The organism is Paraburkholderia sp. FW306-2-2C-D06C (genome assembly GCF_058781505.1).
Map to the genome: position 1 here is coordinate 1 of NZ_JBYSWU010000031.1, position 26,643 is coordinate 26,643.

Annotated in this window: 29 protein-coding genes and 4 pseudogenes; 7 read left to right on the plus strand and 26 right to left on the minus strand. The window is 60.8% G+C overall.

The window, feature by feature from the left end; genetic code table 11:
* Nucleotides 1–103: 103 nt before the first annotated feature.
* From AC3WLT_RS22360 to AC3WLT_RS22380, 5 genes are all read right to left on the minus strand, one after another.
* Entirely contained in the window at nt 104–1,180 is a 1,077-nt protein-coding gene (locus AC3WLT_RS22360; RefSeq protein ID WP_492593868.1) for a HupE/UreJ family protein, read from the minus strand.
* Nucleotides 1,181–1,233: 53 nt separating this feature from the next.
* Entirely contained in the window at nt 1,234–2,364 is a 1,131-nt protein-coding gene (locus AC3WLT_RS22365; protein WP_492593869.1) for a hypothetical protein, read from the minus strand.
* A gap of 267 nt (nt 2,365–2,631) precedes the next feature.
* Nucleotides 2,632–4,122, minus strand: a complete 1,491-nt coding sequence (locus AC3WLT_RS22370) for a DUF4331 domain-containing protein (RefSeq protein WP_492593870.1) — start codon at nt 4,120–4,122, stop codon at nt 2,632–2,634.
* A gap of 438 nt (nt 4,123–4,560) precedes the next feature.
* Complete coding sequence (locus AC3WLT_RS22375) at nt 4,561–4,980, minus strand: cupredoxin domain-containing protein (RefSeq protein ID WP_492593871.1); 420 nt, start codon at nt 4,978–4,980, stop codon at nt 4,561–4,563.
* A gap of 78 nt (nt 4,981–5,058) precedes the next feature.
* Nucleotides 5,059–5,196 carry a hypothetical protein gene (locus AC3WLT_RS22380; RefSeq protein ID WP_492593872.1) on the minus strand — a complete coding sequence of 46 codons (138 nt, stop codon included), beginning with the start codon at nt 5,194–5,196 and terminating at the stop codon, nt 5,059–5,061.
* 1,393 nt (nt 5,197–6,589) lie between these two features.
* Here AC3WLT_RS22380 and AC3WLT_RS22385 point away from each other — a divergent pair.
* A complete protein-coding gene (locus tag AC3WLT_RS22385) occupies nt 6,590–7,417 on the plus strand; it encodes an MlaD family protein (RefSeq protein ID WP_492593873.1) in 828 nt (275 codons plus the stop codon).
* Entirely contained in the window at nt 7,414–8,022 is a 609-nt protein-coding gene (locus tag AC3WLT_RS22390; protein ID WP_492593874.1) for an ABC-type transport auxiliary lipoprotein family protein, read from the plus strand. Before AC3WLT_RS22385 ends, AC3WLT_RS22390 begins: the two co-directional genes overlap by 4 nt.
* Here the strand turns inward: AC3WLT_RS22390 and AC3WLT_RS22395 are convergent.
* From AC3WLT_RS22395 to merR, 4 genes are all read right to left on the minus strand, one after another.
* Nucleotides 8,019–8,588 carry a cytochrome b gene (locus tag AC3WLT_RS22395; protein ID WP_492593875.1) on the minus strand — a complete coding sequence of 190 codons (570 nt, stop codon included), beginning with the start codon at nt 8,586–8,588 and terminating at the stop codon, nt 8,019–8,021. The two genes, AC3WLT_RS22390 and AC3WLT_RS22395, sit on opposite strands and share 4 nt — an antisense overlap.
* A gap of 169 nt (nt 8,589–8,757) precedes the next feature.
* On the minus strand, nt 8,758–9,417 hold the full coding sequence (locus AC3WLT_RS22400) for an NrsF family protein (protein WP_492593876.1): 660 nt from the start codon (nt 9,415–9,417) through the stop codon (nt 8,758–8,760).
* A gap of 1 nt (nt 9,418) precedes the next feature.
* Nucleotides 9,419–9,979, minus strand: coding sequence for a sigma-70 family RNA polymerase sigma factor (locus AC3WLT_RS22405; protein ID WP_492593877.1), 561 nt, complete (start codon nt 9,977–9,979; stop codon nt 9,419–9,421).
* A 32-nt stretch (nt 9,980–10,011) separates the two neighbouring features.
* Nucleotides 10,012–10,410 carry a mercury resistance transcriptional regulator MerR gene (gene merR, locus AC3WLT_RS22410; RefSeq protein WP_492593878.1) on the minus strand — a complete coding sequence of 133 codons (399 nt, stop codon included), beginning with the start codon at nt 10,408–10,410 and terminating at the stop codon, nt 10,012–10,014.
* Nucleotides 10,411–10,483: 73 nt separating this feature from the next.
* Here merR and AC3WLT_RS22415 point away from each other — a divergent pair, with 73 nt between their 5' ends.
* The 3 genes and pseudogenes from AC3WLT_RS22415 to AC3WLT_RS22425 all read left to right on the plus strand — a co-directional run.
* Nucleotides 10,484–10,831, plus strand: a complete 348-nt coding sequence (locus AC3WLT_RS22415; protein ID WP_492593879.1) for a mercuric transporter MerT family protein — start codon at nt 10,484–10,486, stop codon at nt 10,829–10,831.
* Between the two features lie 11 nt (nt 10,832–10,842).
* On the plus strand, nt 10,843–11,118 hold the full coding sequence (gene merP, locus AC3WLT_RS22420; RefSeq protein WP_492593880.1) for a mercury resistance system periplasmic binding protein MerP: 276 nt from the start codon (nt 10,843–10,845) through the stop codon (nt 11,116–11,118).
* 5 nt (nt 11,119–11,123) lie between these two features.
* Nucleotides 11,124–11,342: pseudogene (locus tag AC3WLT_RS22425) on the plus strand (GDCCVxC domain-containing (seleno)protein); the annotation flags it as partial.
* A 74-nt stretch (nt 11,343–11,416) separates the two neighbouring features.
* Here the strand turns inward: AC3WLT_RS22425 and AC3WLT_RS22430 are convergent.
* Entirely contained in the window at nt 11,417–12,265 is an 849-nt protein-coding gene (locus tag AC3WLT_RS22430) for a helix-turn-helix domain-containing protein (protein WP_492593881.1), read from the minus strand.
* Between AC3WLT_RS22430 and AC3WLT_RS22435 the strand changes: the two genes are divergently transcribed.
* A complete protein-coding gene (locus AC3WLT_RS22435) occupies nt 12,226–12,819 on the plus strand; it encodes a peroxiredoxin-like family protein (protein WP_492593882.1) in 594 nt (197 codons plus the stop codon). The genes AC3WLT_RS22430 and AC3WLT_RS22435 overlap by 40 nt on opposite strands.
* A 110-nt stretch (nt 12,820–12,929) precedes the next feature.
* Here AC3WLT_RS22435 and AC3WLT_RS22440 read toward each other — a convergent pair whose 3' ends face one another.
* From AC3WLT_RS22440 to AC3WLT_RS22455, 4 genes and pseudogenes are all read right to left on the minus strand, one after another.
* Nucleotides 12,930–13,973 carry a hypothetical protein gene (locus AC3WLT_RS22440; RefSeq protein WP_492593883.1) on the minus strand — a complete coding sequence of 348 codons (1,044 nt, stop codon included), beginning with the start codon at nt 13,971–13,973 and terminating at the stop codon, nt 12,930–12,932.
* Between the two features lie 69 nt (nt 13,974–14,042).
* Nucleotides 14,043–14,519 (minus strand): annotated as a pseudogene (locus AC3WLT_RS22445) (DUF1259 domain-containing protein); the annotation flags it as partial.
* 21 nt (nt 14,520–14,540) lie between these two features.
* Nucleotides 14,541–15,800, minus strand: a complete 1,260-nt coding sequence (locus AC3WLT_RS22450; RefSeq protein WP_492593884.1) for an MFS transporter — start codon at nt 15,798–15,800, stop codon at nt 14,541–14,543.
* Nucleotides 15,787–16,215: a chromate resistance protein ChrB domain-containing protein gene (locus AC3WLT_RS22455; RefSeq protein ID WP_492593885.1), complete on the minus strand. Its 429-nt coding sequence runs from the start codon at nt 16,213–16,215 to the stop codon at nt 15,787–15,789. The genes AC3WLT_RS22450 and AC3WLT_RS22455 overlap by 14 nt, the downstream gene beginning before the upstream one ends.
* Before the next feature lie 28 nt (nt 16,216–16,243).
* On the opposite strand from AC3WLT_RS22455, the gene AC3WLT_RS22460 reads away from it, so the two are divergent.
* Nucleotides 16,244–16,450 (plus strand): hypothetical protein, encoded by a 207-nt coding sequence (locus AC3WLT_RS22460; RefSeq protein WP_492593945.1) that lies wholly within the window; start codon nt 16,244–16,246, stop codon nt 16,448–16,450.
* Here the strand turns inward: AC3WLT_RS22460 and AC3WLT_RS22465 are convergent.
* The 12 genes and pseudogenes from AC3WLT_RS22465 to AC3WLT_RS22520 form a co-directional block, all read right to left on the minus strand.
* Nucleotides 16,411–16,539, minus strand: a pseudogene (locus AC3WLT_RS22465) (superoxide dismutase); the annotation flags it as partial. The gene AC3WLT_RS22460 and the pseudogene AC3WLT_RS22465 sit on opposite strands and share 40 nt — an antisense overlap.
* 23 nt (nt 16,540–16,562) lie before the next feature.
* Nucleotides 16,563–17,738 (minus strand): chromate transporter, encoded by a 1,176-nt coding sequence (locus tag AC3WLT_RS22470; RefSeq protein WP_492593886.1) that lies wholly within the window; start codon nt 17,736–17,738, stop codon nt 16,563–16,565.
* Nucleotides 17,735–18,712 carry a chromate resistance protein ChrB domain-containing protein gene (locus AC3WLT_RS22475; protein ID WP_492593887.1) on the minus strand — a complete coding sequence of 326 codons (978 nt, stop codon included), beginning with the start codon at nt 18,710–18,712 and terminating at the stop codon, nt 17,735–17,737. Before AC3WLT_RS22475 ends, AC3WLT_RS22470 begins: the two co-directional genes overlap by 4 nt.
* Before the next feature lie 575 nt (nt 18,713–19,287).
* Complete coding sequence (locus AC3WLT_RS22480) at nt 19,288–20,388, minus strand: TIGR03118 family protein (RefSeq protein ID WP_492593888.1); 1,101 nt, start codon at nt 20,386–20,388, stop codon at nt 19,288–19,290.
* A gap of 92 nt (nt 20,389–20,480) precedes the next feature.
* Nucleotides 20,481–20,690, minus strand: coding sequence for a hypothetical protein (locus AC3WLT_RS22485; protein ID WP_492593889.1), 210 nt, complete (start codon nt 20,688–20,690; stop codon nt 20,481–20,483).
* Nucleotides 20,691–20,867: 177 nt separating this feature from the next.
* Complete coding sequence (locus tag AC3WLT_RS22490) at nt 20,868–21,284, minus strand: cupredoxin domain-containing protein (protein ID WP_492593890.1); 417 nt, start codon at nt 21,282–21,284, stop codon at nt 20,868–20,870.
* A gap of 442 nt (nt 21,285–21,726) precedes the next feature.
* Nucleotides 21,727–21,927, minus strand: a complete 201-nt coding sequence (locus AC3WLT_RS22495; protein WP_492593891.1) for a hypothetical protein — start codon at nt 21,925–21,927, stop codon at nt 21,727–21,729.
* A 161-nt stretch (nt 21,928–22,088) separates the two neighbouring features.
* Nucleotides 22,089–22,679: pseudogene (locus AC3WLT_RS22500) on the minus strand (GNAT family N-acetyltransferase); the annotation flags it as partial.
* A 278-nt stretch (nt 22,680–22,957) separates the two neighbouring features.
* Nucleotides 22,958–23,743, minus strand: coding sequence for a fumarylacetoacetate hydrolase family protein (locus AC3WLT_RS22505; RefSeq protein ID WP_492593892.1), 786 nt, complete (start codon nt 23,741–23,743; stop codon nt 22,958–22,960).
* 95 nt (nt 23,744–23,838) lie between these two features.
* Nucleotides 23,839–24,948, minus strand: a complete 1,110-nt coding sequence (locus AC3WLT_RS22510) for an alcohol dehydrogenase catalytic domain-containing protein (RefSeq protein WP_492593893.1) — start codon at nt 24,946–24,948, stop codon at nt 23,839–23,841.
* Nucleotides 24,949–25,077: 129 nt separating this feature from the next.
* A complete protein-coding gene (locus AC3WLT_RS22515; RefSeq protein ID WP_492593894.1) occupies nt 25,078–25,611 on the minus strand; it encodes a carboxymuconolactone decarboxylase family protein in 534 nt (177 codons plus the stop codon).
* Nucleotides 25,612–25,628: 17 nt separating this feature from the next.
* Entirely contained in the window at nt 25,629–26,639 is a 1,011-nt protein-coding gene (locus AC3WLT_RS22520) for a VOC family protein (RefSeq protein ID WP_492593895.1), read from the minus strand.
* Nucleotides 26,640–26,643: the final 4 nt, after the last annotated feature.

A 26,643-nucleotide genomic window follows, 5' to 3' on the forward strand; every position in this document is an offset into this window, starting at 1 on the left:
CGGCTTTTTAATCAGCATTTCGTCATTTCGGATAGAGCGGAAGATTGATTCAACGAACTTCTAACTCAGGACACTAGGTCATCTCCATGGCCGTCAATAGCATCTAAAGTGCAAGCACTGTTAGCCCGGTCGTTCGTTCATAAATCCACAAGCTTGCGAAAACCGTGATGGCTGCCGATCCGCCGTACAAGGTAGCCAGGCGAAACCAACGACTTGACCGATAGATGTAAAGAATGGGCAATAGCAGCAGGACCAGCGAGATCTGCCCCAATTCGACACCGGTATTGAACCCGGCAAGGGCAGCCGCAAGCAGGGATGTCGGGAGGGCCATATCGGTGAGCACGCTTGCGAAACCGAAGCCGTGGATCAAGCCAAAAGAAAACGCGACCAGCCAACGGCGCCTGCGCACCAGCGGAACAATATTGTTGAGCGCGGAAAGCAGGATCGTCACGGCAATAGCGACTTCCACCCACCGCGACGGCAACGCCACAACGTGCAGCGTGGCAAGCGACAACGTGATTGCGTGTGCCGCCGTGAACGCAGTGACGAGCTTCAATACATCGATCGACACGGCACCCGGGGAGGCGGCGGGGAACCACTTTTTCCCGTGCAACACGCAAGCTGCCGGCAACATCAGTGACAGGAGAAACAAGGCGTGGTCGAAGCCGCGCCAGATGTGCCACATGCCCTCGCCAACAAAATCGATGAAGGCGCGCCCGACTCCCTTCCCGCGTATGTCCAGAATCTCGGTCGGATGACGGAGTCCAAGAATCGCGGTCGTTGTCGCGCCGTTGCTCACGACGTGCACGAGGCCCTTGTGCAGCGTGTCGACGTCGGCAAACAAACGGTAGTCGATGCCGAGCCGGGCCGGTCGAGTTGGACAGGCCACCTCGAATTCGAGCACCGCGTACGCGCCGTCGCTGTGGTGGTCGATCAGCATATCGCCGGGATGAATCGCGCACGCCCGCCCGTCACCGGTAAGCTTGATCCGCGTGAAGGCATACGACTTGATGTCCGCTTCGCGGACACGGACCTCGCCCCACGTCAGCGCGCCGTCCCCGTCGGCATCGAGGATAAGCGGATTGTCCAGGTCCCGAAGTGCGATATCCCATCGGCCCGCAATCGTTTTGTCGCCGACTGTAAGCGTCAGGTAACTGTCGCTCGGCTTGTGCGCCTGCACCGCGGCAGCCCAGCACAACATGAAGAGAGCAACCCACCCGGACGCTCGCCGTTTCATGCAGACGGCTCGCCGCGCGGCGCCTGCATCGCGAACCCGGTCCCCAAGACAAGGCTTGCTAGCCGCGCTTCAAGGCGTGTCAAGGCCGGCTGGCGCAAACGGGCGGTCTTTAGCCATATCATCGCGGGAGCGGCACGGGCAGGCTGCCGGGCGGCGATCGCCGCCTCCATCAGGATCCGGCAGTCCGCGACCTCTTTTTGCACCTGCCAGTCAGCCTCGGCAAGGCTGAGCGCTTGCTCCGGGTCGTTAAGGAGTTTCAGGTTGAAAATGGCTTCCTCGCGCAGATGCACGCGATCACCGCGCTCGGCGGATGCCGCAAACCGGCTTCGCAAGTCTTCGATATGAGGCGCCAAATCAGCATTCAGCCCCGCCTGTTTCTCTGCCAGCGCCAGGCGAAGGAGCAGGTTGTCGTTGCGGATGTCGGCCGCGAGCAGGGCGAGGACCTCCCTAGGCCGGTTCCGGTCGAGCAGGAAGTCAGCCCAGGATGCTTTAAGGTATGCGTCGCGCGGATTGGCGGCCAGCGCATTGCGGAAGAACTGTTCGGCGGCTTCCTGCTTGTCCATCCAGACCGCCGTTTCGGCTTGACTGACCATCAGCCAGGTGTAGAGCGAATCTGTGGGCGGTATCTGCGCGTCAAGATGTTGTAAAAGGAGATAAGCCTGCTCGAGCCTGCCGCTGACCGCGGCCACATTGGCGAGGCATATCCCCGCGATGACGGTATTCATCAGGATGAGCCGACCGCAACTCTGCCGTGCTTCCAGGTAGCGGCCTTGCACTTGCAGGATATTCGCACGGATCAGCCACGCGTCCACGTTGTCCGGCTGGGCGTGAATTGCGTGATCGAGATCGTCGAGCGCGCTCGCAAAGAAATGGTTGCTTTGCCGGACGCTCGCACGCAACACCAATGCGCGCGGCGGCGGGTTTGGCTGCCGAAGCCACGGTTCGATTGCGGCTTCAGCCTGGCCCAGGTCGCGCGGGTCTTGATCGCGCCGAAAACGCTCCAGGTGGCGCTTCGCGAGCTCAGCCGCCAGCTCGAAGTTGTGACCGCCCGCAGCCAGGGCTGCGTGCATGCTCGCGATGGCCGAGTTAAGTGCGTCGTGCGCACGGGGCGCGAGCGTTTCCAGCACCTGTGAGTCCTGTTGCGGCCGCACGGGAGCCGCGTTCACCAACGCGCCTGCCAGTCCAACGAAGAGGCACGATACGCACAGGATGCGGCGCACATTCGTTTCCCTTTTAACGACACGCGTCCCGTTCGAATGAGAGGCCCGTAGCACCTTGAGGGCGGTCGATCTTCTTGGCGCCATAGCGGCCTCAGTCTGCCATGCGGCGACAGGGTGAACCCCGCGCCGCACGATGGTCTGCTGTGACTCATTCAGGTTGCACTTGCCCGGTTATCAATTCATCGCACCAGGGATCGGCGTGGTCAAATAAGGAAAGGAATTGTCAAATACGCTGTCGTCGATGGCTGCGCCGTCTGTCAGCGGAGCCGCTCCGGCTGGAGCGTCGGACGGCGAGCAGCCGAAGATTCCCGGCTTATTGAACGTACACAGCACGCCTATCACCACCCTGAGTGATGCCGTGACGACGTCGTCCCCTGGCCGCCGTCCGTTTGGAAAGCCCGCGTTGTCGCCTGCCAGGACCCCCAGATTCTTCTGACTGCCTTTGGGCGTGGGCGGAATAGACGTGTTCAGACGCAACATTTCGGATGGTGTGACCGTTCTCAGCTGATTGAGTCCCTGAAATCCTGTGAGGAATGTGAAAACCAGATCGAGGCGCGGGAAGTTTGTGGGCGCTTTGGCCCCCGGGAACAGGCTCTCGATCAACGCAGGAAGCGTGGGATTCGTCACATAGTCCGCAAACTGCCCATCGTTCGCGGGCTTTGAATTATTGAATTTATCCTTGTCCTTCAAGCCGATCACGAGTTCGTTAACCAGTGGCATACCGAGCCGGGAAACTTGCGTCCAGCCCCTCTCTGATGTTCCTGCTGCGTCGTTATCGCTCAGCCTCTCCTTGCGAATTCTTGACGTCGTCCAGCCACCGATGACCGGGCCGCCGCGCTCGCCAGTCAGACACTGGGTCGGAACCTCGAGCGCGATCGAGGTGATGTTCTTGTCGGACAGATCGTTCGGGTTACCGTTTCGGGGACCCAGAGGATTAAGGTTAAGCAAGTCGAACGTCTTGCCGAGCGCCACCGCAAACGACTCCTTTCTCTGGCCCACAAAAACGCGCCCAGGAGCACCGCACCCGGGAATGTTGATCGTGTACACATATTGCCGCGCGTAGCTGGCATAACCACTTACGCTGCCAAACGTCTTGGTCCCTATGAAGTCCGTTGGTTTGGTGAAGGTCGTAATGCCGCCCGGGCCCGTGACCACTTCCTCAGAATCTTCGTGATGGGCACCACGCGATACCTTGAGCGTGTACGTTTCGTTAACGTTCAGCTTCGATGAATCGCCCGCTGACACCGGGCCCGCCTGAACGAGCGGAATCGCCACCTGCTTGCCGCCGACGTTCAGTGCGACATTGCCAACTGTATTCTTGAAACGAAATTGAAACGTCAGGTGCGCTCTGCCGTCGCCGACGTTATCGATGTGAATTTCGTACAGCGCATTGGGGTCGAGGGTGAAGTAATTCGGGCCGCCGTAGGCGTCTTCCAAAGGCGAGTAGTTCGCGATCAGCGTCACATAGCCGCGTCGATTCGGCTCATAGCTGTTGAACATGTAGAAGTCGGTGCCATCCACCTTCGGCATCGTTGCAATCAGCGGCGCCTCGCGATGGCTCGACGCGTAAGCAACGCTCGCGGCGGCGCACAATAGAATTCCTGCGGCGAGTACCTGCTTCGACGCGAAGTAAGCAGGCCGAAGATTAAGTCTTGAAGTAAGCATGGCAACTCCTCAAAGATACGACGCCGAAACGGCGGTTCGTCACAGGAAGGAGGACACTGTCTCACTATAGGCAAGATTCGTTGCGGCGATATGGATTTCGCGCGGGCAAGTAGCGGGATGGTGTCGCGTGGAACATGCATGTCGGCGGCTCATCGCGCCGCTCTCGTGGCATCGCGCCCAGTCTTTGCGACGTCAGCTTGCTGGCCACACTATCGTCAGAACGAAGTGCTGACCGACGCACCTCATCCCTCCATATATAGTCTGGCAAAGTCTGGCAACTCCGGTGAACGGTGATGCTCCAGCGGAAATGTTCTTCGATGCGTGTCCAGGGGACCTGGCTCACATGGTAGTTCGCGTGCCGCGAAGTGCGGCCATCGTTCGCACTGCCTGCCACCCGGCACTCATCGCTGCCTGCCACCCACACATAACCCGAGCCCGTCAGGGCAAGACGAGCAAAGACGTATGCAAGCCCATCGAGTAATGGCCAGGCTTGTTGCAGAATAGAACGTAGCGACCCGGTGTCAACTTGAGCGTCATATGTTTGCTCGCGCCAGGCGCTATGTCCTCTACCTCTCCCATTTTCTTGAACTGGCTCTCTGGCACTTGCCCGTATTTAACTGGCAGCTTATCGGCAGCCAGGTCCGTTTTGAGGACCACCAGTTCATGTGTCAGACCGGTGTCCGGTGCGTTGCTTACCTCGAACGTGACTGAGCCTGCCTTTACGCGACTCGTATCAAGCTGGATCGTGTTGTTCTTGAGCAACGTGGCTTTTATCGTCTCATTTGCGTAACCAGGGCTGCACACGAGACCGAGTGCGACCATGCCAAGGAATACCGCAGTACGTGAACTGGAGATCATGACGTTTTCCTCTACAGATCGCCGCTAGCATCATGCGTGTCGCCGATCGCTCTATGCATGATGCCAGGGGCGGGCGTTTCATTGCCAGGGTCCAGACGCGGCGCCGGGAAGCGACGTGCCGTCGATCAGCATCAACATGATGTCAATACCCGACATTGGGGCGTTGCTCAGACCGCCGTCTGAGTAATAGTCGACACGCAGGAAGATGAATTTCATGCTCGAATACGCGTCGAGCGCTGATCATGCAACCCACCTGCCGACTACGATATAAAAACGTCCAGTCCAGCATATTTATTCCAGTTTTTACGGCTAGTTTTATGTCGGCCGCTATCCAGTGATAGATCATGCCGGACCATGACGTATCCCGCTGCATCGGATCTGCACGCACACGTTTCGTGCAACGCCAACGACCAGCGTACGCACTTACACGGGCGGCGACAGCGGGCCAAGCCACGGACCGTTGCAGCGGCATGGTCGCGCCTGCGATGGGTATACAACTGCGCAGGCGCGCGCGAACCCGTGTCTCCGCACGACACACCGACACAGATCATTGGCACGATGACGCTTTAATGTGCAAGCGGACATGGTCACCTGGACTCAGGTGGCTCGAGCGCCAGTTAAACGCGACGGTCAAGGACGTTGCGGACCGCGCGGATGCGGGAGGCGAACGCGACCGCGCCGGTTACGGCATGAACCAGAGGAAAAGTTACGGCCTCGTGGCGAAATCAAGGTCGGTTCCATCACGCCAACCGTTCACCCGCCCCGAATGGAATAGAGCGGTGCCACGGGACGTTTACCTGTCGTGATCGCGCGATGCGCCGCACATTTCCCTATCTATGGATTGGTCGCTGGCCAAGGAGGAGCAAGACACCGGGGACGTCGATCTTGCTGCCCGCGGCACGGGTCTTGTTGCTACGGCGTTCGACGGGAACGCCGAGGGCGGAAGGCCGGAAAATGGATCGACGAAGACGGCGAGAACCCTCACGTTTTCGACCCGGACGCCGTGTCTGGAGAAGTTCGTGCGACGGCGTCCGCCACACACCGCGCTGAAGCGCTGGCGGACGGATTTGGCAAAGGCGGCCACACCGAGGAGTTTCATCGAAAGCCGCGACGGAAAACGCCCGCGTGCAAACGAGCGGCACCTCTGTTCCGTCTAGCCTTGGACAAGAAGCCGTCGACACGAATGATGACCGCTTTGAGGGCATATGACACATGGCAAGGCCCGTAGTTGGGCAATGAGCGCTAGTCGCGTCCATCGGAGATCAAGATGAAAACAACCAGACTATTAGCAGCATTCCTCATGGTTTTGTCGGTCACCTTAACGGGATGCCCATCAGACGCGAGCACGCATGGCGGCAGTGCGGCATCGAGCAGTGGCGCCAGCAGTAGCAGCAGTGGTGGTGGATATTAACCACTACGGACGCGTCGCAAACTAGATGCTGTCAGGCTTCGGAAGCATACTTACGCCAGATGTCTGGACGGCCCTGGTCCGGCCGGATCCGAACCGGTGAGTTGGGCGGCACTAGCCAGTCGGTCATCGCGGATCGGGTCGGCACCGGCCCCAGGCCTACGTCTGGTGGAGTCAGGGTGGCCATGGAGGCGATGCACGATGAAAAACGATATCAACACGAAAGCGAGACTCGCGTTCGCGGCGTTCCTGCTTGTCTCGACTGTCGCTGGGGCAGGCTGGTATTTCTTTTCCGTAAGCCAATACGCGACCTATCAGATCTATACCCAGGAGTCGGTCTCCGGTCTCATTGCCGATGCTCCGGTCGAATTCCACGGCGTCGATGTGGGAAAGGTGAAAAGCGTCAGGCTGGTCAACCCGCATTCAGTGGGCATCGTGTTGAGTATCGACAGGACCGCGCCGGTTACTTCGGCAAGTGTAGCGACGATCACATCCCGAGGCCTTGCGGCACGGGGATTTACTGGCTACGTTTATATTGCTCTCGAAGACGTCGGCAGCGATTCCCGCCCACTGACCACACGACCAGGCGAGCCTTATCCGATCATACCGACGACACCTTCGAGAGCCGTGACACTCGATACGGCGATGAATCAGGTAAACAAAAATTTTCAGGTCGTAACGGAACTGCTGGAATCAATACTCGACAAGACGACCGTAGCTTCGCTGAAGCAATCAGCCGACAACTTGCAGCAGGTAACCAAAGTACTGGCGGACAATACCGGGAAGCTGAACGCTATCGTTGCTAACACGGAGCGTGCTAGTCATCGTTTTGAGCCACTGCTGGAATCGAGCCATGACACCGTGACAGCGCTCCAGACGCAGATCTTGCCGGAAACGCACAAGGCGCTTTCCAACCTTGACAATCTGTCCAGTTCCGTCAATGACGTAGTGACCAGGATCAATCGAGACCCGTCAATCGTGATTCGCGGTGCGGTACCGCCGCCACCGGGGCCGGGCGAACGGAAATGAAAATCGATATGGGCAGGGCGGCTTTCATCGCGCTATGCGTCGTCTCGTTGTCGGGCTGCACTCTCTTCTCGCCGGTCAGGATTGATACGAAAAAATATGTGCTGAACAGTATCCCGCTCGATCTGCCCAGCGAACAGACGCACTCCGCGACCCTGTTGGTCCTGGTCCCCGAGGCCGAGCCGATCTACGCCACAACGCAGATGGCGTATACGACCCAGGCGTATCAGGTCGCGTATTTCAGTCAGAATGAATGGGCGGAAACACCTGCGCAGATGATTCAGCCTTTGATCGTAGAGACGCTTCGACACACGCACTATTTCAGCGAGGTTCTGTCGCCCCCTCATTTCGGCCGCCACACTTTCGCGCTTCGCACCGAAATCTTGACGCTCGAGCAGGATTTCACTTCGGAGCCCGCGACGCTACAGATTGCGATGCGCGTCTCTCTGAGCCGCGAGGCAGTGAACCAGGTGATTGCGACGAGAGAATTGTCGGTGCGGGAACCCATGCGGGAGGGGAACGCTGCCGCAGGAGTTGCGGCGGCCAATGAGGCTATGGCAAAACTATTGCGGGAACTCGCGAGGTTCGTAATCGAGAAAGCACATTAAGGCAGCATTCTGCGTAAGGTGTCGTCCTTGAATACGAAATGATGCAACAGCGCCGCGCCCACGTGGACGCATATGAGAACGATGAGCACGTAGCCCAACCATTTGTGGATGTCGATGAGTCGCTGAAACAGATAGTCGTCGCGAGCAAGGAAATCAGGCAGCGTGAAGAGCCCGAAAAACGATACCGGGATGCCAGCGGCGGAAGACATCAGCCAACCCGTCACCGGCAACGCGAACATCAGTGCGTAAAAGGAAAGATGGACGAATCGGGCCGCGATTTTTTGCCAGGCAGGCAGGTGTACAACCAGTTGCGGCAGTATCTGGGTTAAACGCCAGGCCAACCGCACTACGAGTAGAACGAGTACCGACAAGCCGATCTCCTTGTGGTAGAGAATCAGCACGATCTTTTTCGTATCGAACCCGACATCGGGAAGCGTGACCATGTAAAGACCCAATGCCGCAAGTCCAATGATAAGAACCGCCATGGACCAGTGGAGCAGGATCGCGACCGCTCCGAAGCGGTCTTCGGTGTTCTCAATCGGCATCATCGCTCGGGTTCCGTTCATTGAGCATCGTGTCAGCGCAAGCCGGCGAAATCGCCGCCGAACTCATCGAGGTAGCTGCGGCGGGGCGGCTGCTGCACGATGAACCCGCTCGCCGCGGCGTCGAAAAACTCAACACCCACCCGACGGCGGGATCGGGCCGGGCGTCGCGCATAAGCCGGAATGGGCCTGATCAACGAAAGGCGCGCACCGTCCGCGGCGGCACCAGATAGCGCCGGCACAGCGTGAGCGTCGTCATGAACAGCAGCACGCTGCCGAATTGCCAGACGATCACCATCAACGCGGCGTCTTCCGTATGAAAGAGCCGCAGCGCCACGTTGGCGAACGCCGCAGCAGCCAGGCTGCCCCACAACACCGCAAAGGGCGCGCGCAGACGCGCGCCACGCCGGATAGCAAGCACCATCGCCAGGGCCGGGACAGCGCCGGTCATCGCAATGGCCGGCACGCACATGAGGTCGGAATGAAACCCCATCCCGCTCACTCCCAGGTGCACCCACTCGTCCCAGCACTGACGACCCAGGGTCGCCATCCAGAGGGCAAGCGGGGCCACGGGTGCCCACAGCTTCCAGCGCGGTTCGCCCGGAACGCACGTGACGAGAGCGGCCCACCCGGCCATTAACGCCGTGGCCAGCGATGCCAGTTCCTGCGTCAGGAAAACCGGATCGGCCAGCTTCGCCTGGAGATCAGGGCGGAGTCGCATCGCGATCACCATGAGGGCCGTGACCGGGACCGACACCGCGAGCCAGCGGAGCAGGCGCCAGGCGGGGGACAGCAGGCGTCGGACCGGCTTCAGGTCGGCGGCGAGCGAGTCGATGAGTTTATCGGTATTCATGTCACTTCGTCACCAGCAGTAGATCGCGAAGCGTTTTCAACGCCCGATGTGTCGCCACCTTGAGGGCCGCAATGCTCATCCCGGTCGCCGCCGACGCTTCCTTGAGCGACATTTCCCTCTGCTTGAGCAGTTCGATCGCCTGTCGCTGGCCGGATGGCAGTGCGGCGATGGCCTTTCTTAGCGTGTCCTTATCCACCGGGGTTTCATACTCATCATTCGCCGGCTCGACCGGAAAGGTTACGTCGAGCATGTCAACCACGAGTTCTCTCCGGTTCGTCCGCGAGCGCCGCCTCACGCTGTCCACGAGGCGGCGCCGCAGGATCGCCATCAGCCACGGCATGATCGGGCGAGCCGGATCATAGGTATGACGGATCACGTGAATGGTCAGCAGCGTGTCCTGCACCGCGTCCTCGATGTCGGCAGCGCTGCCCGCTGGCCACCCTTGCCTGGCGAGGCGACGCAGGATCGGCGTGATCTCGTGCAGCAGGCGCGTGTAGCCTGCCTGATCGCCACGCTGGGCCGCAGCCATCAACGACGCCAGATGTGAATCGTCTTGATGCATCGCACAGGTTGTCCTCAGGGACGCCTCGGAAGTCAGTCGCGCTCGAGCACCTGAATGATCGGGCATGCGCCCGCGGCGCTGCCGTGGTCGCATTGGTGAACCAACCCTCTCAGCGCCTCGCGCATGGCGGCAAGATCTGCCAGCTTGCGCTCGATCAGTGCCAGTTTTCGCACCGCGAGATCGCGAGTTTCAGCACACGCATGGGCGTCACCCAGTCGCAGCAGCCCAGTCACTTCATCGAGCGTAAAACCCAGCGCCTGCGCGCGCTTGACGAAGCGTACCCGCTTTGCGATCGCGCCAGGATAACGGCGATGCCCGCCTGGTGGCTTGGGGGGCTCATCGAGCAGGCCCCGGCGCTGGTAGTAGCGGATTGTCTCGACGTTCACGCCCGCCTGTTGCGCCAGTTTGCCGATTGTCAATTCCGGATTCATACGAACCCCTTGATTCCGTACCATAGTACGGAGTTTAGAGTATGTGTGAGACAACAGGTTCGGAGTATTCGGAATGCCGCAGTTCAGCGCGAAAAGCTCGCTTGTCGCCGGCGTACTGGCCGGTGTCGGTGCGTCGATATGCTGCGTTGGCCCGCTGGTACTGCTGGCGCTCGGCATCGGCGGCGCATGGGTCGGCAATCTGGCCGCGTTCACGCCGTATCGTCCGATCTTTATCGGCCTGGTGTTCCTGTTTCTGGGTCTTGCCTTTCGCACGCTCTATCTCGTCCCGCGACGTTGCGCGCCGGGTACTGCTTGTGCAGCGCCGCCTGTCGTCAGGCGGCAACGGCTCGTGTTCTGGATTGTTAGCGTGCTGCTGATCGCGCTGCTGGCTGTGCCATGGCTCGCGCCGCTTTTCTATTGAGGGGAGCCGCCATGCGTAAATTGCTGATAGCCGCATTGCTTTGGGTACCGCTCGCGGTATTCGCAGCCGGCACACAGACCGTCGTGCTCGACGTGCAAAACATGACGTGTGCGCTATGTCCGATCACGGTCAAGGCGGCGCTGGGTCGTGTACCCGGTGTGAAGGGCGTGAAGATCGACTTCGACAGGAAAACCGCAACCGTGAGCATCGCGCCGGATAAGACCAATGCCGCAGCGCTCATCAGGGCGACGACCGACGCCGGCTATCCGTCCACGGTGCAAAGGTGAGTGGCATGACGAGCGGAGCCGTTTTGGAGTCTGTCCTGACGTGCCCGCGCTGCGGCTTTGCCAGGCGAGAGACGATGCCAGTGGATGCGTGCCAGTTCTTTTACGAGTGTGAGAACTGCAAGGCGTTGCTGCGTCCGAATCCCGGTGATTGCTGTGTGTTCTGTTCATTTGGCTCGGCGAAATGCCCGGCCGTGCAGGCGCGGCACGAGGGCTCGGCAAGCAGCGGCTGTGGAAACGATAACTGTATTGATCGCGGTGGCTGCGCTGGGTGGTCTGATGATGGCAGGCGGCAATGTCTCTAGTGCCGGCGTGCTGCCACCGGCGCGTGGCCGAACTGGCGCGAATACGCACGCGAGAATGCAGCGGCGCTACCGAAACCGACCCGCAGCGCAGTGGGTTTGACGCGGCCGCCTTCCTCCAACGCCCGCCGGGCGAGCATCAGACGCCAGCCAGTGAGATATGCGCCGGGCGTCGTGCCCACGGTGTCGCGGAACAGCGCCATGAACCGGCTGCGCGACATCCCGGCGAGCGAGGCCAGGTCGTCGATGCGCCAGGCTCGCGCGGGCGCATCATGCATCGCGACCAACGCCCGATGAAGCGCCGGATGGGAAAGTCCGGCGAGCAGTCCCGGCGCCGTTGTCCCGGCGTCGATCGCATTCCGCAAGATCATCAGCACAATCACCTCACACAAACGGCTGAGCGCTGCGTCGCGACCGCAGCGCGTGTCCAACGTCTCTTCCACAAAGGCGTCGGCGATGGCGCGCAATGTCGATGACTCGTCGAGGGTCAACGTCAATCGATCCGGCAGGGCGGTGACGAGCGGATTCGCCGGGCCGCCGAAGCTGATCGAGACCGCGACCAGGACGTCGTCTTCCGACTCGCGCGTTGCCTGCCCGCGCGCGTAAAAGACAAGCTGCAGCGGCTGCCGGTGAGGGCCGGCAAGGACGACCAGCTTCGCATCGCCGTGCGGCGCAGCCGGCGCGACCGGATGGACCGAAAAGTCGAAAGCCTTGAAGAAGGCTGATAGACGGTCGCATTTTGCTGGAGTGACTGGACTTTCGATCATGCTATTTGGACGTTTCATGTTACAAAGTATGAGAAAGTTCAATGTGCGCGTCAACCATTTCCGTCCTTCTTCAGCAATCACATGAAAGGAAGCAAATCATGCCTGTTCCCCGTCAGACAGCCCCCGAACTGACCGTCGAGACGCTTGACCATGGGCGGTTCAGTCTCGCACTTGACATGCCAGCCCGCATGACGCTCATCTGCTTTTATCGCGGCCTGCATTGTCCGATCTGCGCAACGTATCTCAAGGAACTCGAACGTCTGACACCGGCCTTCGCCGAGCGTGGCGTCACGACCATCGCCATCAGCTCGGATAATCAGGAACGCGCGCGCCAGATGGGGGAAAAGATTGCGGCCGGAAACCTGCGCGTCGGCTATGGGCTGCCGTTGGCCGAGGCGCGCAAATGGGGCCTCTATATCTCCGCCTCGCGCGGCAAGACCTCGATCGGCATCGAAGAACCCCCGTTGTTCTCGGAGCCCGGAGTGTTCCTCGTCAGACCGGACCGGTCGATCTACTATCTCTCAGTGCAATCGATGCCTTTCGTGCGGCCGAACTTCAGCGAGCTGCTCCAGGCGCTTGATTTCATCATCAAGAACGACTATCCGGCCCGAGGCGAATACGTGGGTGTGGTGTAAGCGGTTGGCATAAAAAGCTCGGCTTCGCCGCTGCGACACTTGCGACGGAGATGCGCTTCAGGCGATATCGAAGCCGACCGTCCTGTGCGCCTGACCGCACCGCGATGGCTTCAGCCTTCAGGTTGCATGATGCGCAATATCGTTCGCCCCCGAACATCCTTGAGCGGGAAATAGGCGCGGTGCGTCGCGCTATCCACCGCGACGACATGCGCATTGGGACCGACGCGGCCGTCGCCGATCTTCGACACCTTGCCTGCGTCGGCTTCGAACATGGAGACGATTCCCGCCTCTCCGGCGACGTAAAGCAGGTGCTGTTGCGGGTCAAAGGCGAGCACATCCGGATCCTTGCCGACATCGAACGACGAGGTGATATGCATCGTCCGCATGTCGAGCACCAGCAGCTTGTCATTGCCTTCGCACGCGATGAAAGCGAGCCGTTGCTGCGGCTCGATCAACAGGCCGTGGTTACCCCGTGCACCCGGCAGGTCAGTCCGCGTGATGACCCGGTCGGTGGCAGGGTCGATCTCGATCAGTTGCCGTCTCGATTGCACGTTCACAAAAATGTGCCGGGAAACCGGATCGTATTGCGTATTGCCGATTTCGCCACCGAGCGGAATCGTCGCGATCCGGGTGTTCGAGCGAACGTCGATCACCGTCTCAGTCTCACCCGTTTCATCGGAGACATAGAGCTTGTGCGCATCCGGCGCGTAAGCCATGCCGTCCGGGTAAACGCCGCCAGGCATGCGTGCGGTGATGTTCAGCGTGGTTTCATCGATCGCGACGATTTCATTCGAGCCGGTGGCTGACGCATACACGCGTGCCAGCTCGGGAATCGCCAGTACGCCGTGCACGGAGGCCACGTTCGGAATCCGGGCGATCACACGCGTAGCCCGCGTGTCGAATACGACAATCTCGCTGTCGCCCAGATGGGCGATAAACAGGAGGTGACGATCGGGGTCGACGCTTGCGTAGTCGAGCCGCGTCGGCCGTCCGCCCAGCGGCACGTCGGCGACTCGTTTCAACGGCAGGCCGGCTATATCGGAGCCGTCGTCCGCACCTGCCGCTGCGAACACAAAGGACCCCAGCGCGACCGCGATAGCGCACGCGACAAGGACCAGCCAGCGAGCAGAAGGCCGGGTGTGAAGCGCATTCATGACATGTGTGCTCCGTTACGCCCACCGTGGGCGATCGCAGACTGCTGCCAGACTCGCATTGCGGTAGCGCTATCGACGGACGCCCGCTTGCGCATCGAGGGCGCTCTTGACGCCCTTCGCGAGGTCGACGGCCCGGCCTTTGCCCCAGTAATGCAGGAACAGGATGCGCGGCTGTTCTTGTGTCATATGCTGATGGATCGCGACGATATTGATTCCCGCGGCCCGCATGGCCTTCAGGACGGCCTGCAATTCGTCCTCCCGCATCGCAAAGTCGCCGTCGGCCACTGCCTCGTCGTCGGAACCAGCAAACGCCGCCCACGTGTTGACGCCCATTTCGTTGCCGACCGACACATGGTGCATGTTCGCGGTCTGGCCGATCACGACCTTGAACATGCCGTTGTTGAGCTGCCCTTTTGTACCAAACACACTTTCTAATGGCACCGGGCTGATGCTGCTCTGCCCGGCAACGTGTCCCGGAAACACGCCCTCGGGATCGGTATGAGCGGATCGGATTTCGGCGATCTTGTCGTAGATTTTTTTGACGCCCCCGTCGCCGGGATGCGAATTTCAATCAGTGGGTTTCACCCGTCGGAATGCCCCCAGCAGCGCGAGGTCATAGCCAATCTTGAGCAGCCCACAGGCGACAAGCGGCACGCCAATCCAGCCGACAGCCAGCAGCGCGCCGGCGAGCGTGGGCGCGAGCGCCGCCGCCAGGCTTCGCGGTACCGCCGTGAAACTTGCCGCGGCCGGACGCTCGGGCGGCGTCACGACCGCCATCACGTAGGCGGTCCGGGTGGGCACATCCATTTGCGACAGCGCACTGCGTGCGAGCAACAATGCCAGCGTCAGCGCCAACGAAGGGGCGAGCGCAGCAGCGATCAGGCAAAGGCTGGCCGGGATATGGGTGAACACCATCGTGTTCAGCAAGCCGATCTTGCGAGCCAGCGGCACTGCGGCGAGTTGTGAGCCTGCGCTCAACAGGCCCGCCCAGAAGAAAAACTGACCCGCTGCACCGAGCGAAAGGCCGAAGCGCTGCATCAGCCACAGTGCCAGCAACGAGTTCACGAGCAGGCCGCCAGCAAATGCGTCCACGCTGAAGAGCAGCGCGAGGCGAGTGACGATCCCGCGCGACGGGCCCAGCGGCACGCCGCGTGATCCGGCGGACGACGAGCGCTCGGGCAACCTGCGATAGAGCAACAAGAGCGCGGCACCGACGAGCGTGTAGACGATGAACATCGCACGCAGTGCCGCGAGCCGTGACAGCCCCCCATGCGCGATGAGCCAGTCCGGGAAAGCTGCCACTAGCGCACCCACCGCTGCAGACAGCGCGCCGACCAGACTGTAGCGCGCGAATAGAGCAGTGCGGGTACCGGTGCCGGCCGATTCGGCGAGGCGCGCCTGTTCGAGCGGGAGGAACAGGCTGACGTCCCCTGAACTCGGATTGAGCGTCCCGACGAACGCAACGATCAGCAGCGGCCAAAGAGAAGACAGGCCGGCGAAACCGAACCCGGTTGCGGCCATCAGGCTTGCCGCCAATGCGAGCATGCGGCGCGGGGGATAACGATGGGCGACGATACCGACCAGGATGGTCGCGAGGGCCGAGCCGATCAGCGTGGCGCTGCTGACCAAACCCACGTCCAGCTGGCTGAAACCGAGCGCGAGCAGGTACGCCGGCAACAGCACGGCGATGAATCCGTCGCAGAAACCGCGCAACCCGCGGCCGATGAGCAACGGCAACGCGCTCGCGTCCGCACCGGCGGGCAGCACCAGGCGCGACACCGCGCCGCGACGTGGGATTGAAGCCGCTGCGTCCCTAGGTGCGCGCATCGCCCTGACACCACGCATACAGTGCGTCGTAGACGACCATGCCGCACCGCAGCTGTTCGTGATCGTCGGCAAAATGGCGCGACAGCCCGACAGAAATTGCGTAGAGGCCGCTCGATTCAGGAGCGAGGTCGAGGCGGCTGGTGTCCGCCCCGCGCACAATCCGCGCGAGTTTCAGCAACGCGGGATCGCTCAGCTGGTACTTATGCAGGAATGCATCGAAACTGCACAGCTCGCCGTGGTGCCCCAGTTCGACGTCCGGCACGTCAAACGGGATTGCACCGGTCTCGTGCGCCACCCGACGCACGTCATCGCGAGACACGTAAAGGAACTCGGCGTCCCTGTCGATGAAATTGACGATCAGCCAGGGACAGGCGATCCGATCGACCTTGGGACGTTCGCGGGTGATCCATTTCATGATATTTCTCCGTGTGGCCGCGTGATGTGTGAGTCGGCATCAACGGCGTTCAATCGTCGTCTTCTTCACCCGTGTCGGCGGCAATCATCTTGCCGCCTTCGTCGATGAGCAGCTCCTGCTTCTGGTTGCCAGAACCGAGCGTGACGGCGTAGCGCGTTGCGCCTTTAGCGGTCTGCTTTTCGATCTCGCCGACACTGCGGTGATCGCGTTCAGGCGTTTGACGGCGCCGCCGTAGTTGTTCTCGTAGTGACTGACGATCAGCTTCTCTGACAAGCCTGTGAGCCTGGCGGGATCGCAGGCCAATGGCTTCATCTGGCAGGTCATGAGCATCTCCTCCTTGAACAAGATCAATGGTGGATCAGTGAATAGGCCACCAACCCGATGAGTGCTGCACCTGCGACAATCACCGGCTCCTGCAGCTTCCTGAAGCGCCACAGCAGCAGGACCGTCGCGAGCGCGAGCACAACGGTCAGCCAGTCAACGATGGAGCGCCGCGCGATGACGATCACCGAGCCGGTGATGGCGCCCACGGCGGCCGCCGTGATGCCGTCGACGAACGCCTTGACGGCGGGCAGCTTGCCGTACTTCTTGAAGTACGGCGCGGGCAGCACCGTGAACAGGTAGCAGGGCAGGAAGGTCCCGAGTGCGGCAACGCAGGCGCCGCCGAATCCCGCGACCAGATAACCGATGAACCCGACCGTGATGACGACCGGCCCCGGCGTGATCATCGCGACGGCGACTGCATCGACGAACTGCTTGTCGTTGAGCCAGTGATGTTCAGTCACGACGCCACCGTAGAGGAACGGCACGATCGCGAGTCCCGAACCGAACACGAACGCGCCCGCCTTGGTGAAAAAAAGGGCGATCTGGCCGAGCAATGACAGATCAAGCCCGCTCAGGACGCCGCTCATGCCCGGCGCCTGCGTCACTGCGAGCGCATTCAGTCCGCCCTTGTGCAGCCATTTCGGCGGCGCCCGCCAGAACCAGTTGAGCAGGCCGCCCGCGATAAACAGCCACGCGATTTCGGATTCGGTGACAACGGTCACGACCGCGAGCGTCAGGTAGATCGCCCACAGGAGCCTGTTCGTGCCGATGGTCTTCGTGGTCAGCTTGTACGCGCTCATCGCGATGATTCCGACCACCGCGGCGCCCACGCCATAGAACACCGCCTGCATCCAGGAGAGGCCGCCGAACCGGGCGTAGGCCCAGCCCAGCGCGACGACCATCAGGAACGAAGGCAGGACGAAGGCGAGACCGGCCAGCGTCGCACCGACGACGCGGTAGTGGACGTAGCCGAGGTAAATGCCGAGCTGTGCGGCGAGCGGCCCCGGCATCATTTGAGCCAGCGCCAGCCCCTCCTTGTAGTCCGCTTCGCCGATCCAGCCCCGGCGCTCGACCAGGTCGCGGTGCATGTAGCCGACCAGCGCCACCGGGCCGCCAAACCCGAAGGTGCCGAGGCGCAGCATGTAAAGAATCAACTGGCCAAGCGTATAGCCCGGCGCGGCCGTAGTGGTGGTGGTCACGGGCGGCCCCCGGCGTTGGTTTTTGTGCTCGCCACAAAGTGCGCGTGCAGCGAATCAAGCACGCGACCCATTTCATCGAGCAATTGATCGTCGTCCGACGCGCGTTGACGTGCGCCGGCCATCACCGCTTCGAAGCCGATCGCCTCGGGCACCGGTGCGCCGCCGACATCGAGTACGTGGACCAGTTCGCCAAGCCGAAGGAGGCCCGCATCCTCATCGAGGCCGAAGCTGGCGAGCAATACCTCGAACGTCACGCGATCGCCCACATGCGTAAAGGCGGCACCGTCGAAATCGAATCCGAGCACGTCGGGCGGGCAGGCATCCGGCGAAGCCAGCCAGAGGAAGCGTGCCTGCGGATCGATGAAGCGGCGGATCAGCCAGGCGCTCGCGACGCGATCAACCCATAGCCGTTGCCGGGTCGCCCACGTCCGGGCCTGATAGTCGTCGCGCCGTAGGGGCCGAATGACCCGCTCGTCCGCGTGCGGCTCGCCAGGCGACAGTACGGTATCCGCGAGGGCCAGAAAATCTTCCCAGGCAACCTCCGCGTTGGTCAACGCCGCGCCAGGAAAGTAGTCGATCATACGGATCGCGTCATAGTCCTTGCCCAGGCGGCGCAACAACCGGGTGACTTCAGCCGGCGGGAGGCCTCCCAACGTTTTCCGCGCGGCGCCGAGGGACGCGAGAAATGTTGCGTAGTCGTCGTTCCGATCGAACAGTGCGCGAAAGTCCGCTTCCTGCGATGCGTCCATGCTTTGCGCCCGCAACAGATGCGCAGTGCCGCCGGCTTCGTCGATGCTGCCGGCAAGTTCGCGCAGCATGTCCTCACGCTCCGCGGTATGCGGCAACAGGTAGATGCCGTCACGCAGCACGGCGCATCCCTTCGCTTTCAACGCCCGCCACGCCCGCATGCGCGCGGTGGCGTTCTCGGTGGGAAACGTCAGGACGAGCAATGACCAGGTAGTTAAAGTATTCATGTAACTTAAGCTACATCTATGTAGCGTAAGTTACAAGTGATTTTTTGCTCGCCAAGCCCAGAGTGGCTGATCGTCGTTCATGCAGCCGTAGCTGCGGTGGATTTGTACTCGTGGTGATCACAACGTGGGGCACGTCACGCACGGAGATCGTGTTCGTGCGAAGGGCTCCTGAGCTCCGCTGATCAACAGTCGCCTGCACCATCGCTGCATACTCACGTACGAAAACGATCGCTATAGACCTTCCCCTAACTGCCATCTGCGCGCGATGTGCGCCCACTGGCGAACCGCGGACGCTGATTTCGGCTTCCCCCTTTCTTCGAGGCGGCAGGCGAGGAGTTCAATGAACGCGGGCAAATCCTGCGTGCCCTGCAGCGTCACAAACTCCTCGATGGTTTTGTCAACCGCTGTCCTGTGCGAGGCGGCCGACTGCGTACTGCAGATGTAGGAGCTACCCCGCGCCAGCTCGACGGAATATGCGACCCGGCAACGGGTCATATCGGCCGCTGAAAGAGGTTTTCTTCTGACAGTCGCCACATTCGCTCCGGTTTTTCAAAGGCGCTGGCCCAGTTCTCCTGTTACTGCAGGTCGATCCGGCCGAACACGCCGTCAGCCTCGTCATTCGGGCCGGCGGCAAAGAACAGCGTATTCACCGGCTGCGCGTTGATCCCGTTGCCGAACGCGAGTCCCCAGATTCCATCCTGCACGATCGGCGAGCCGTTCTTCTGTCTCAGTTGCCCGTGGAGATTGCCACTGTTCCGCTCGTACGCGTTGATCGTGCCGTCGCCGAAATTGCCGATCAGCACGTCGTTGCTGAATGGGCCGAAGTTCGGTGGCGCCTGAGCGATGCCCCACGGTGCGTTCAGCGGCCCGCCCGTCGCAAAGCGCTGCAGCATCTGGCCGCTCAGATTGAATACGTTGACCAGGCCCAGGCCCGCGCCTTTCACGTCGTCGTGCGCGTTCGCGTCCTGTTTCGCGTAGGTGACGAAGATCTTCGAGCCGAACGCCTGGATCCCGAAGGGCGCGAACCCGGCCGGCAACGCCGGATCCGTGAATGCGCCCGCCGGTGTGACGCGCTTGAACGTCCTGTCGAACATGTCGACTTTGTTGTTGTGGAAGTCCGCCGCGTACAGGAAACTGGCCGTGCCGTTGTTTGCCAGCGCCAGCCCCTTGTAAACCGCACCGCCGTTGCCGTCATCGAACTCCGTCAAGGCGGCGGTCAGGCTGACTGCGGGCGACCAGGCGGTGATTGTGCCGCCCTCGCCCGCAAAAATGAAGGCGGCGGCACCCGTCTTGCCGCCTGCGGTGATCATGAAGTCCTGCGTGCCGCTGAATACGATGCCGGTCGGATTCGCCGGCCCGTTGCTGCCGGCCGGAATGCTGACAACCAGCGACTGCGCGACGCCGTTGCCGTCGTACAGCGTGGCGACTTGCGCGCCGTTGTCCGCGACCCAGACAAAAGCGGTCGGATTGAATACGATGCCCCACGGGTTCTTCAGGTGGGGATCGGTGTGCGGCGCGGCCACCGCGCCATCGGAAACCAGCACGGTCGCCTTGTAATGGCTGCCTACGATGCCGTCCGAATGGCCGCCACAGGCGGCCAGGCTGCCTAGCGCGACGACCGCGACGGCCGCCGCACAGCGCGCGACGGCACGCGCGCCCGGAAAATACATCTTCATGGCTGAGACCTCCCCAGCGTGCGACGCACGCTGCGCATTCGCTGTTGATAGTCTTAAACGAATGTGCTGTCCCGGTTATTCCACCCATCACGTCACGGTTTGTTCGGCAGCGGCGCGTTGAGTGCGCGCGCCCCGGCACGCGCGGCGACCAGCTTGCACGACGCCACCGGCAAGTCGGCAACCACCGCCATGAAGACCGTACACCCCCGTGTCTCTGGCGACGTGGTCGCGGCCGTCAGTCGATTGTCGCCTCGCGCGTCGCCCAGACCTCGCGGATGAAGCTGACCGTGCCTTCGACGCATTGCGCAGGTCAGTCCGCCCCTCGATATCTATCGCGATCAGGTCAACGAGTTAGTGGCGCACTTCATCGGCCTCGGCACGCTTTCAATCTGGCCCGAGGACACGATCGGCGCGCACGGATAGACGCCATTGCGGCTAAGCAAAACGTGGTCGATTAAAGAACGGTTGACCCCGGCCAGTCAGGATGTGACGACCAACGATGCATGCATGCCCATCGAGTAATGGCCGGACTTGTTGCAGATCAGTACGTAGCGACCGGGTGCCAACTTGAGCGTCAAACGCCTGTTCTTGCCGGGGGCCATATCCTCCGCCTCTCCCATTTTTTTGAACCGGCTCTCTGACACTTGTCCCTTTTTAACTGGCAGTCTGCCGGCGGCCAGGTCCGTTTTTAGCACGACCAGTTCATGTGTCAGGTTGGTGCCCGATGCGTTGCTTACCTCGAAAGTGATTGTGCCCGCCTTGACGCGACTAGCATCAAGCTGGATCGCGTTGTCGAGGAGAGTGATTTTTATCGTCGAATTGGCGTAACCAGGGCTCCAAACGAGGCCGAGCGCGACCATACCAAGGAAGATTGCGGTGCGTGGAGCAGAGATCATCACGTTGTCCTCCGCAAATCACCCGAGCGTCCGCGCATGGCTGATCGCCCTATGCACGGCGCCGGCGCCACGCGCTTCATTGCTCAGGTCTTGACGCAGCAATAAAAAGCGACATGCTGTCTTCGCGGACATCAACATGCGTCATTAGCTGACATCCGTGCGTTGCTCACGTCGCCGTACGAGTCGTAGTCGTCGCAAGAGGCAATGAAGTCAAGGCCCGAGTGCGGTTCGAGGACTAACCACTCCGCCCGTCTGCTCACTACGGTACTAAAACGTCATCGCAGCGGGATTATTCCAATGTCCGCGAGATATTTTTATGTCCGTCGCTATGCGATGAAAATGCAGCCCGGTCGGTGACGGACCAAGTGAATCGGAACTGTACGTGCGCGTTTCGGGGATCCATCAAGAGCGGACTTTGTCGGACGCTAAGACCGGATAGCCCTTACCGGGCATCGATGTCGCGTAGTTCTTCGCCTCGCTGAAGCGACGCAATCAGCGGACATGACACGTTGTCCGTGCGCGAATGACACGCGCGCACAAGCTGGGTCAGCACGGCGTCCATGCACCCGAGATCGGTGAGCTTGTCCTGTATGTCCCTGAGCTTGTGTTCAGCGAAACTGCTCGCCTCATCGCAGCGCGTCATCTTCCAGTTTCGGCAGGTCCGCGATTTCGTCGAGGCTGAAGCGGGCAGCTCATCTGGTCGACATTGCACGTACCCGCCGCCGTCTAATTGCGCTTTCTGACCGCCGGTCACAGCTTAAGGTCTGAACAGCAAATGATCGGGGGTTATCTGCTGGAGTGGTGCGCGAACCCGATCAGCTCGCCCTCGCGATCGAGCGCGATTCCAGCGGACTCGCGCAAAAGCGCGGGCATAACCGGCTTGCAATCGAGCCCGCTTGCGCGGGATGCGAGGTCGATGATGCGCGCAACGTCGTTGCCTCCGAGAGGTCGCAGGCGTTCGCCAGGCGGCAACGAGATAAGCGGGGGATGAAACGCCGCGCCCTGATGCTGCCTGACCGCGCCCACTTCTGCGAAGCCGAGCGATCGACAAAACTGCTCGCCCGGTGGGATGGCGTGCAGCAGCGCAGTGCGTCCACCCAGTTCATCGAGGACCTTTTCAATCAACTTGCGTCCGATGCCTTGCCGTTGCCGCTCGGGGGAGACGATCACCATGCCAATCGACCCGGCTCCGCGGCCATACTTCCAGCACAACGCAGTGCCGACGATACCCGTGGCGTCTTCCGCGACGAAGCCGTGTCCCGCTCGCGCAACGAAGCGCCAGTCATCCACTCGATGTCTCCACTTGACTGCCCGCGATAGCAGGTGAGCTGCAACCACGTCGTCGGGGGTGAACCGGCGGATTGAAATCGCTTGATTCTCTGCGAGGCGGGACACACACGGCTCCTTTGGCTACATGCACATGACACCACTCTGACAGCATGTAAAGGAGCTGACTAGGACGATCTTTCTGCCTTTTTTCCAGCAAAACGGTCGATGGGTTCTTTATGGTCGAGGCAAGGGTTCTGATGCAAATAGGCTCGGCGATTCTCTTCCGCCTGTTTCCTTAGGCTACGGTGCACGAGACGTTCAATCACTCGCTGGCGCATGAAGTGCACTCACAATAGCCCGCGGCACACTCGACCCGCTTCGAGCTCAATCGGGCAAAAAGAAAATCAGCGCGCCACGTCGTCTGAAGCAACCACATGATTACGAAGCACGCCGATCCCTTCGATTTCGACCTCGATCGTGTCTCCTGGCTTGATCGGGCCGACGCCCGCCGGAGTTCCCGTCATGATGTGGTCGCCCGGAAGCAGCGTCATGTACTTGCTGAGGTAGGCGATCAGCGCGGGAACGCCATATACGAGATCGGCAGTATTCCCGTTCTGGCGCACTTCACCGTTCACGCGAGTCATCAAATGAAGGTTCGACGGATCGATTTCCGTCTCGACTACGGGACCGATTGGCGCGAACGTATCGTAGCCTTTACCCATGAGGAGGCAACCGTACTCGCTCTCGCGACGCTGCAACACCCTGTCGCTTACATCGTTGCCGCATGTGTAGCCGAACACGTAATCGAGTGCATCGCTTTCGGAAACATGGCGTGCCTCCTTGCCGATGATCACCGTCAATTCCCCTTCGAAATGTATGTTCTCTCCATCGGGCGGATAGACGATGGCTTCGTCGGGGCCGATCACCGTGGTGCTCGGTTTCATGAACAGCACTGGAAGCGTCGGAGTATTTTTCCCAACTTCCTGCGAGTGTGCGCGGTAGTTGTATCCGAGACCGAAAACACGAGGACGGTGAAACGGGCTCAACACGCGAACTGCTTCTATATGGTCGACATAGCCGGCAGGACGCAGCTCTTCAAGCGGCGATCCCTTTAGTCTCTCGAGGTTTCCGTCGCTGCCGAGGATGCCGTATTGCGCATTGCCGTCAACCGAATATCGCACGATCTTCATGGATTTTTACCGGGGTAAGAAAGCTGACCGAAGCTTGCGCAAGCCGGAAGTGCGTCTGCGACGCAGTTGCACTTCCGGTCACACAGCAAAGCCAATCAGGGAAGCACGACATAGTTGCTGAAGCCTCCGTCGCGATCCTTCAAGCCGGAGATGGCTTCGTTGACGCGCTCGAGCGGAAACCGGCGATGTTCGAGATATGTCAGGTTGATGGCTCCGGTGCTCACCATGTCGGCCATTTCCTGGCCCTGCGCAGTCGTGAACCAGTTCGATCCGATGATCTGCACCTGTTCATCCATCAGCCACTTCACGTCGATCGGCAGGTCTTCCGCGACGCCACCGACATTCACCACCCTGCCGCCACGTCGAACGCCCTTCATCGAATCCAGCATGGTGGCGGCAGGCGCCTTCGCCCCGAGCGCGCTGATCACAAAGTCCGCGCCTTCACCGCCCGTCAGCGACTTTGCCCATTCGCCCGTCGAGCCTTCGCCAAGTTTCATTACTTCGATGCGGTCCGGCGCCAGCGCTTTGACACGTTTGAGCAGCGCTTCGTCGCGCCCCGTGCCAAGAATGCGCGACAGGCCCATTGCTAGACCGAGCACCGTTGCAGCCACGCCGAGCGTGCCCGTGATGCCATCTATGAGCGCAACCTGGCCTGGACCCGCGGCGGCGTTCTTCAGCGCGCCGTACGACGTGCCCATGTACCCGAACCGGCCCGCCTGCTCAAAGCTCATGTTATCGGGGAGGTTGACGATCGCGTACTCGGGAGCCGTCATGTACTCGCTGAAGCCGCCATACGGGTAAAGATCGAAAATGCGTTGACCGTCGCGGCTCGTACTGAAGTAACCGTTCAGCGTGTAGTACCGGCATTCGCTGCGCCGGCCAGCACGGCACGCCTTGCACGATCCACATGAACGCAACGGGCTCACATAGACGCGATCGCCCGGTTTGACGTTGAGGACCGCTTCACCGACTTCTTCGACCATCCCGGCCGGATCCAGACCGAAAATGGCGGGGAATTTCGGCAGCGGCTGATGCGGAAACCAGGTCGGCCAGTTGTTGATGACATTCGCCATGTTCGGCACGATTCCGCATGCCTTGACTCGAACGAGAACATCGGTGGGTCTCGGTTTCGGCACCGGGATGGTATCGAGCGTCATCGGGGTGTGGAGAGCATGCAGCCGCGCTGCAACCATCGTTCGTTCCATACATTCCTCTTTCTGTGTGAAAACTTCCGCATGACCCGCCATGTATCTGCGGAAGTACTACGCATTGCATTTGCCAAGCGATCAAGCCATTGCAGTCAGATCTGTTTTTCGATCTGGACCGACTGTCGATCAGCGGTAGCTCTCCTCGAGTTCGATCCCCAGTGCGCCCATGATGCGCACGCCGGAGTTGTACCAGGCGATGTTCAATGCCAGTTCGACCCGTTGCTGATCGTTCAGGAACGGGACAATCCTGTTCCAGGTTTTGTCGCTCACGTCGACCTTCAGCGTCGACTCTTTGGCGACTGCCATCACCGCACGTTCCTCTTCGTTGAAGAGGGGCGACGTTTCGAAGTCGGGGATGGCCTTCAGTTGTTCCGGGCTGATGCCCGCCTTCAATCCGTGCGACTGGTGATGTCCGATTTCATATTGGGAGCCGGTGCAGTGTCCAACCGTCAGGATCGCGAGTTCGCGCAGCTTCGGGCTGATCGACGACGCCCGGATCGCGTTCGCGTAGGTCAGGAACCGGTCGAGAATTTCCGGTGCGTGTGCGAGCGCGCGGAAGATGTTCGCCGTGGGTACTTTGCGTTCGCGTTCGAGCCGATCGAAGATGGCATCGTTGACGCCCGCGAGGTCCGAACGCTGAAGATATTTGACGCGTGCCATATTGACTATCCCTTCCTTTATGAGCTCTTTGCAAGCCGGTTCTGAATGTAGGTTTCAAGCGTCGTGGGACGCGGTTTGCTGGTTGTCTCGATCAGTTCGGCTCCTTCGAACCGTGAGGCCTCGAAGTACCAGCGGTGCTCCGCCGGCAGACCCCAGCGCACGCTGGTGCTGAGCGAAGCGGCATCCCAACGGACGGGTTCGATCTCGATGTCGATGGTCTGGTAATGACCGTCGCACAGTTCGACGCGATGACCATCCGGGTCGCGCAGATAAACGAACAGCATGCCGCCTGGACCGTGGCGGCCGGGACCGCGTTCCACTTCGTGCGCATAGCCGTAAATGCCCGCGAGGTCGCACGCCGTGAAGATGTTGTGCGATTCGGGCACGATATACGCGAAGTGATGCATGCACGGTCCGTCGTTCTCGACGATAGCCAGATCGAGGCACGTGCCTTTGCGATACATGAATGCGCCGAGTAGCTGGTCGCCGTGCGCGAGATACTCGGAATTGCGGAAGCCGAGCCTGCTATAGAACACGCAGGATTCGTAGGTGTTCGGAGAGAAGATCTGGAAGTGATCGATCCGCTGCGCGTGTGCGCCCTTGAACATGTTGCGGTCGAGATAGAGGCGTGGACGCGTTTCCATCTGCGCGCACAACTCGATTTTCGTGCCGAACGGATCGGACACATGCAGGGTTCTTCCCTGATGCGCGACTTCGACCCATTCGACGGGAAGGCCTTCTTCCTTGAAGAACCGGTAGGCGAGGTCCAGGTCTTCTTCGAGGAAAACCCGAAAGCCAATCCGCTTGCAGATCGGTGCGCCCTTGTTGGCCTGCATCAGAACCAGACTGTGGTGGCACGCTTCGGACAGGCCGCGCAGATAGCACGTGTCCGCTGTTTCTTCCGTGACGACGAGGCCGACGACGTCGACGTAGAACTCCCGGCTTTTCGCCAGGTCGGCAACGTTCAATACGATGTGGCTGGCGCGCGTGATATTGAAGGGCGGCCGGTGATTGACTGCAGGCAACATGATT

Bases quoted from the DNA above. Each gene is read 5' to 3' on its own strand.
- AC3WLT_RS22370 (WP_492593870.1), bottom strand. From the start codon at position 4,122: ATGCTTACTTCAAGACTTAATCTTCGGCCTGCTTACTTCGCGTCGAAG.
- AC3WLT_RS22375 (WP_492593871.1), bottom strand. From the start codon at position 4,980: ATGATCTCCAGTTCACGTACTGCGGTATTCCTTGGCATGGTCGCACTC.
- AC3WLT_RS22380 (WP_492593872.1), bottom strand. From the start codon at position 5,196: ATGAAATTCATCTTCCTGCGTGTCGACTATTACTCAGACGGCGGTCTG.
- AC3WLT_RS22385 (WP_492593873.1), top strand. From the start codon at position 6,590: ATGAAAAACGATATCAACACGAAAGCGAGACTCGCGTTCGCGGCGTTC.
- AC3WLT_RS22390 (WP_492593874.1), top strand. From the start codon at position 7,414: ATGAAAATCGATATGGGCAGGGCGGCTTTCATCGCGCTATGCGTCGTC.
- AC3WLT_RS22395 (WP_492593875.1), bottom strand. From the start codon at position 8,588: ATGAACGGAACCCGAGCGATGATGCCGATTGAGAACACCGAAGACCGC.
- AC3WLT_RS22400 (WP_492593876.1), bottom strand. From the start codon at position 9,417: ATGAATACCGATAAACTCATCGACTCGCTCGCCGCCGACCTGAAGCCG.
- AC3WLT_RS22405 (WP_492593877.1), bottom strand. From the start codon at position 9,979: ATGCATCAAGACGATTCACATCTGGCGTCGTTGATGGCTGCGGCCCAG.
- merR (WP_492593878.1), bottom strand. From the start codon at position 10,410: ATGAATCCGGAATTGACAATCGGCAAACTGGCGCAACAGGCGGGCGTG.
- AC3WLT_RS22415 (WP_492593879.1), top strand. From the start codon at position 10,484: ATGCCGCAGTTCAGCGCGAAAAGCTCGCTTGTCGCCGGCGTACTGGCC.
- merP (WP_492593880.1), top strand. From the start codon at position 10,843: ATGCGTAAATTGCTGATAGCCGCATTGCTTTGGGTACCGCTCGCGGTA.
- AC3WLT_RS22435 (WP_492593882.1), top strand. From the start codon at position 12,226: ATGTGCGCGTCAACCATTTCCGTCCTTCTTCAGCAATCACATGAAAGG.
- AC3WLT_RS22440 (WP_492593883.1), bottom strand. From the start codon at position 13,973: ATGAATGCGCTTCACACCCGGCCTTCTGCTCGCTGGCTGGTCCTTGTC.
- AC3WLT_RS22450 (WP_492593884.1), bottom strand. From the start codon at position 15,800: ATGCGCGCACCTAGGGACGCAGCGGCTTCAATCCCACGTCGCGGCGCG.
- AC3WLT_RS22455 (WP_492593885.1), bottom strand. From the start codon at position 16,215: ATGAAATGGATCACCCGCGAACGTCCCAAGGTCGATCGGATCGCCTGT.
- AC3WLT_RS22475 (WP_492593887.1), bottom strand. From the start codon at position 18,712: ATGAATACTTTAACTACCTGGTCATTGCTCGTCCTGACGTTTCCCACC.
- AC3WLT_RS22480 (WP_492593888.1), bottom strand. From the start codon at position 20,388: ATGAAGATGTATTTTCCGGGCGCGCGTGCCGTCGCGCGCTGTGCGGCG.
- AC3WLT_RS22485 (WP_492593889.1), bottom strand. From the start codon at position 20,690: ATGCGTCGAAGGCACGGTCAGCTTCATCCGCGAGGTCTGGGCGACGCG.
- AC3WLT_RS22490 (WP_492593890.1), bottom strand. From the start codon at position 21,284: ATGATCTCTGCTCCACGCACCGCAATCTTCCTTGGTATGGTCGCGCTC.
- AC3WLT_RS22495 (WP_492593891.1), bottom strand. From the start codon at position 21,927: ATGACGCGCTGCGATGAGGCGAGCAGTTTCGCTGAACACAAGCTCAGG.
- AC3WLT_RS22505 (WP_492593892.1), bottom strand. From the start codon at position 23,743: ATGAAGATCGTGCGATATTCGGTTGACGGCAATGCGCAATACGGCATC.
- AC3WLT_RS22510 (WP_492593893.1), bottom strand. From the start codon at position 24,948: ATGGAACGAACGATGGTTGCAGCGCGGCTGCATGCTCTCCACACCCCG.
- AC3WLT_RS22515 (WP_492593894.1), bottom strand. From the start codon at position 25,611: ATGGCACGCGTCAAATATCTTCAGCGTTCGGACCTCGCGGGCGTCAAC.
- AC3WLT_RS22520 (WP_492593895.1), bottom strand. From the start codon at position 26,639: ATGTTGCCTGCAGTCAATCACCGGCCGCCCTTCAATATCACGCGCGCC.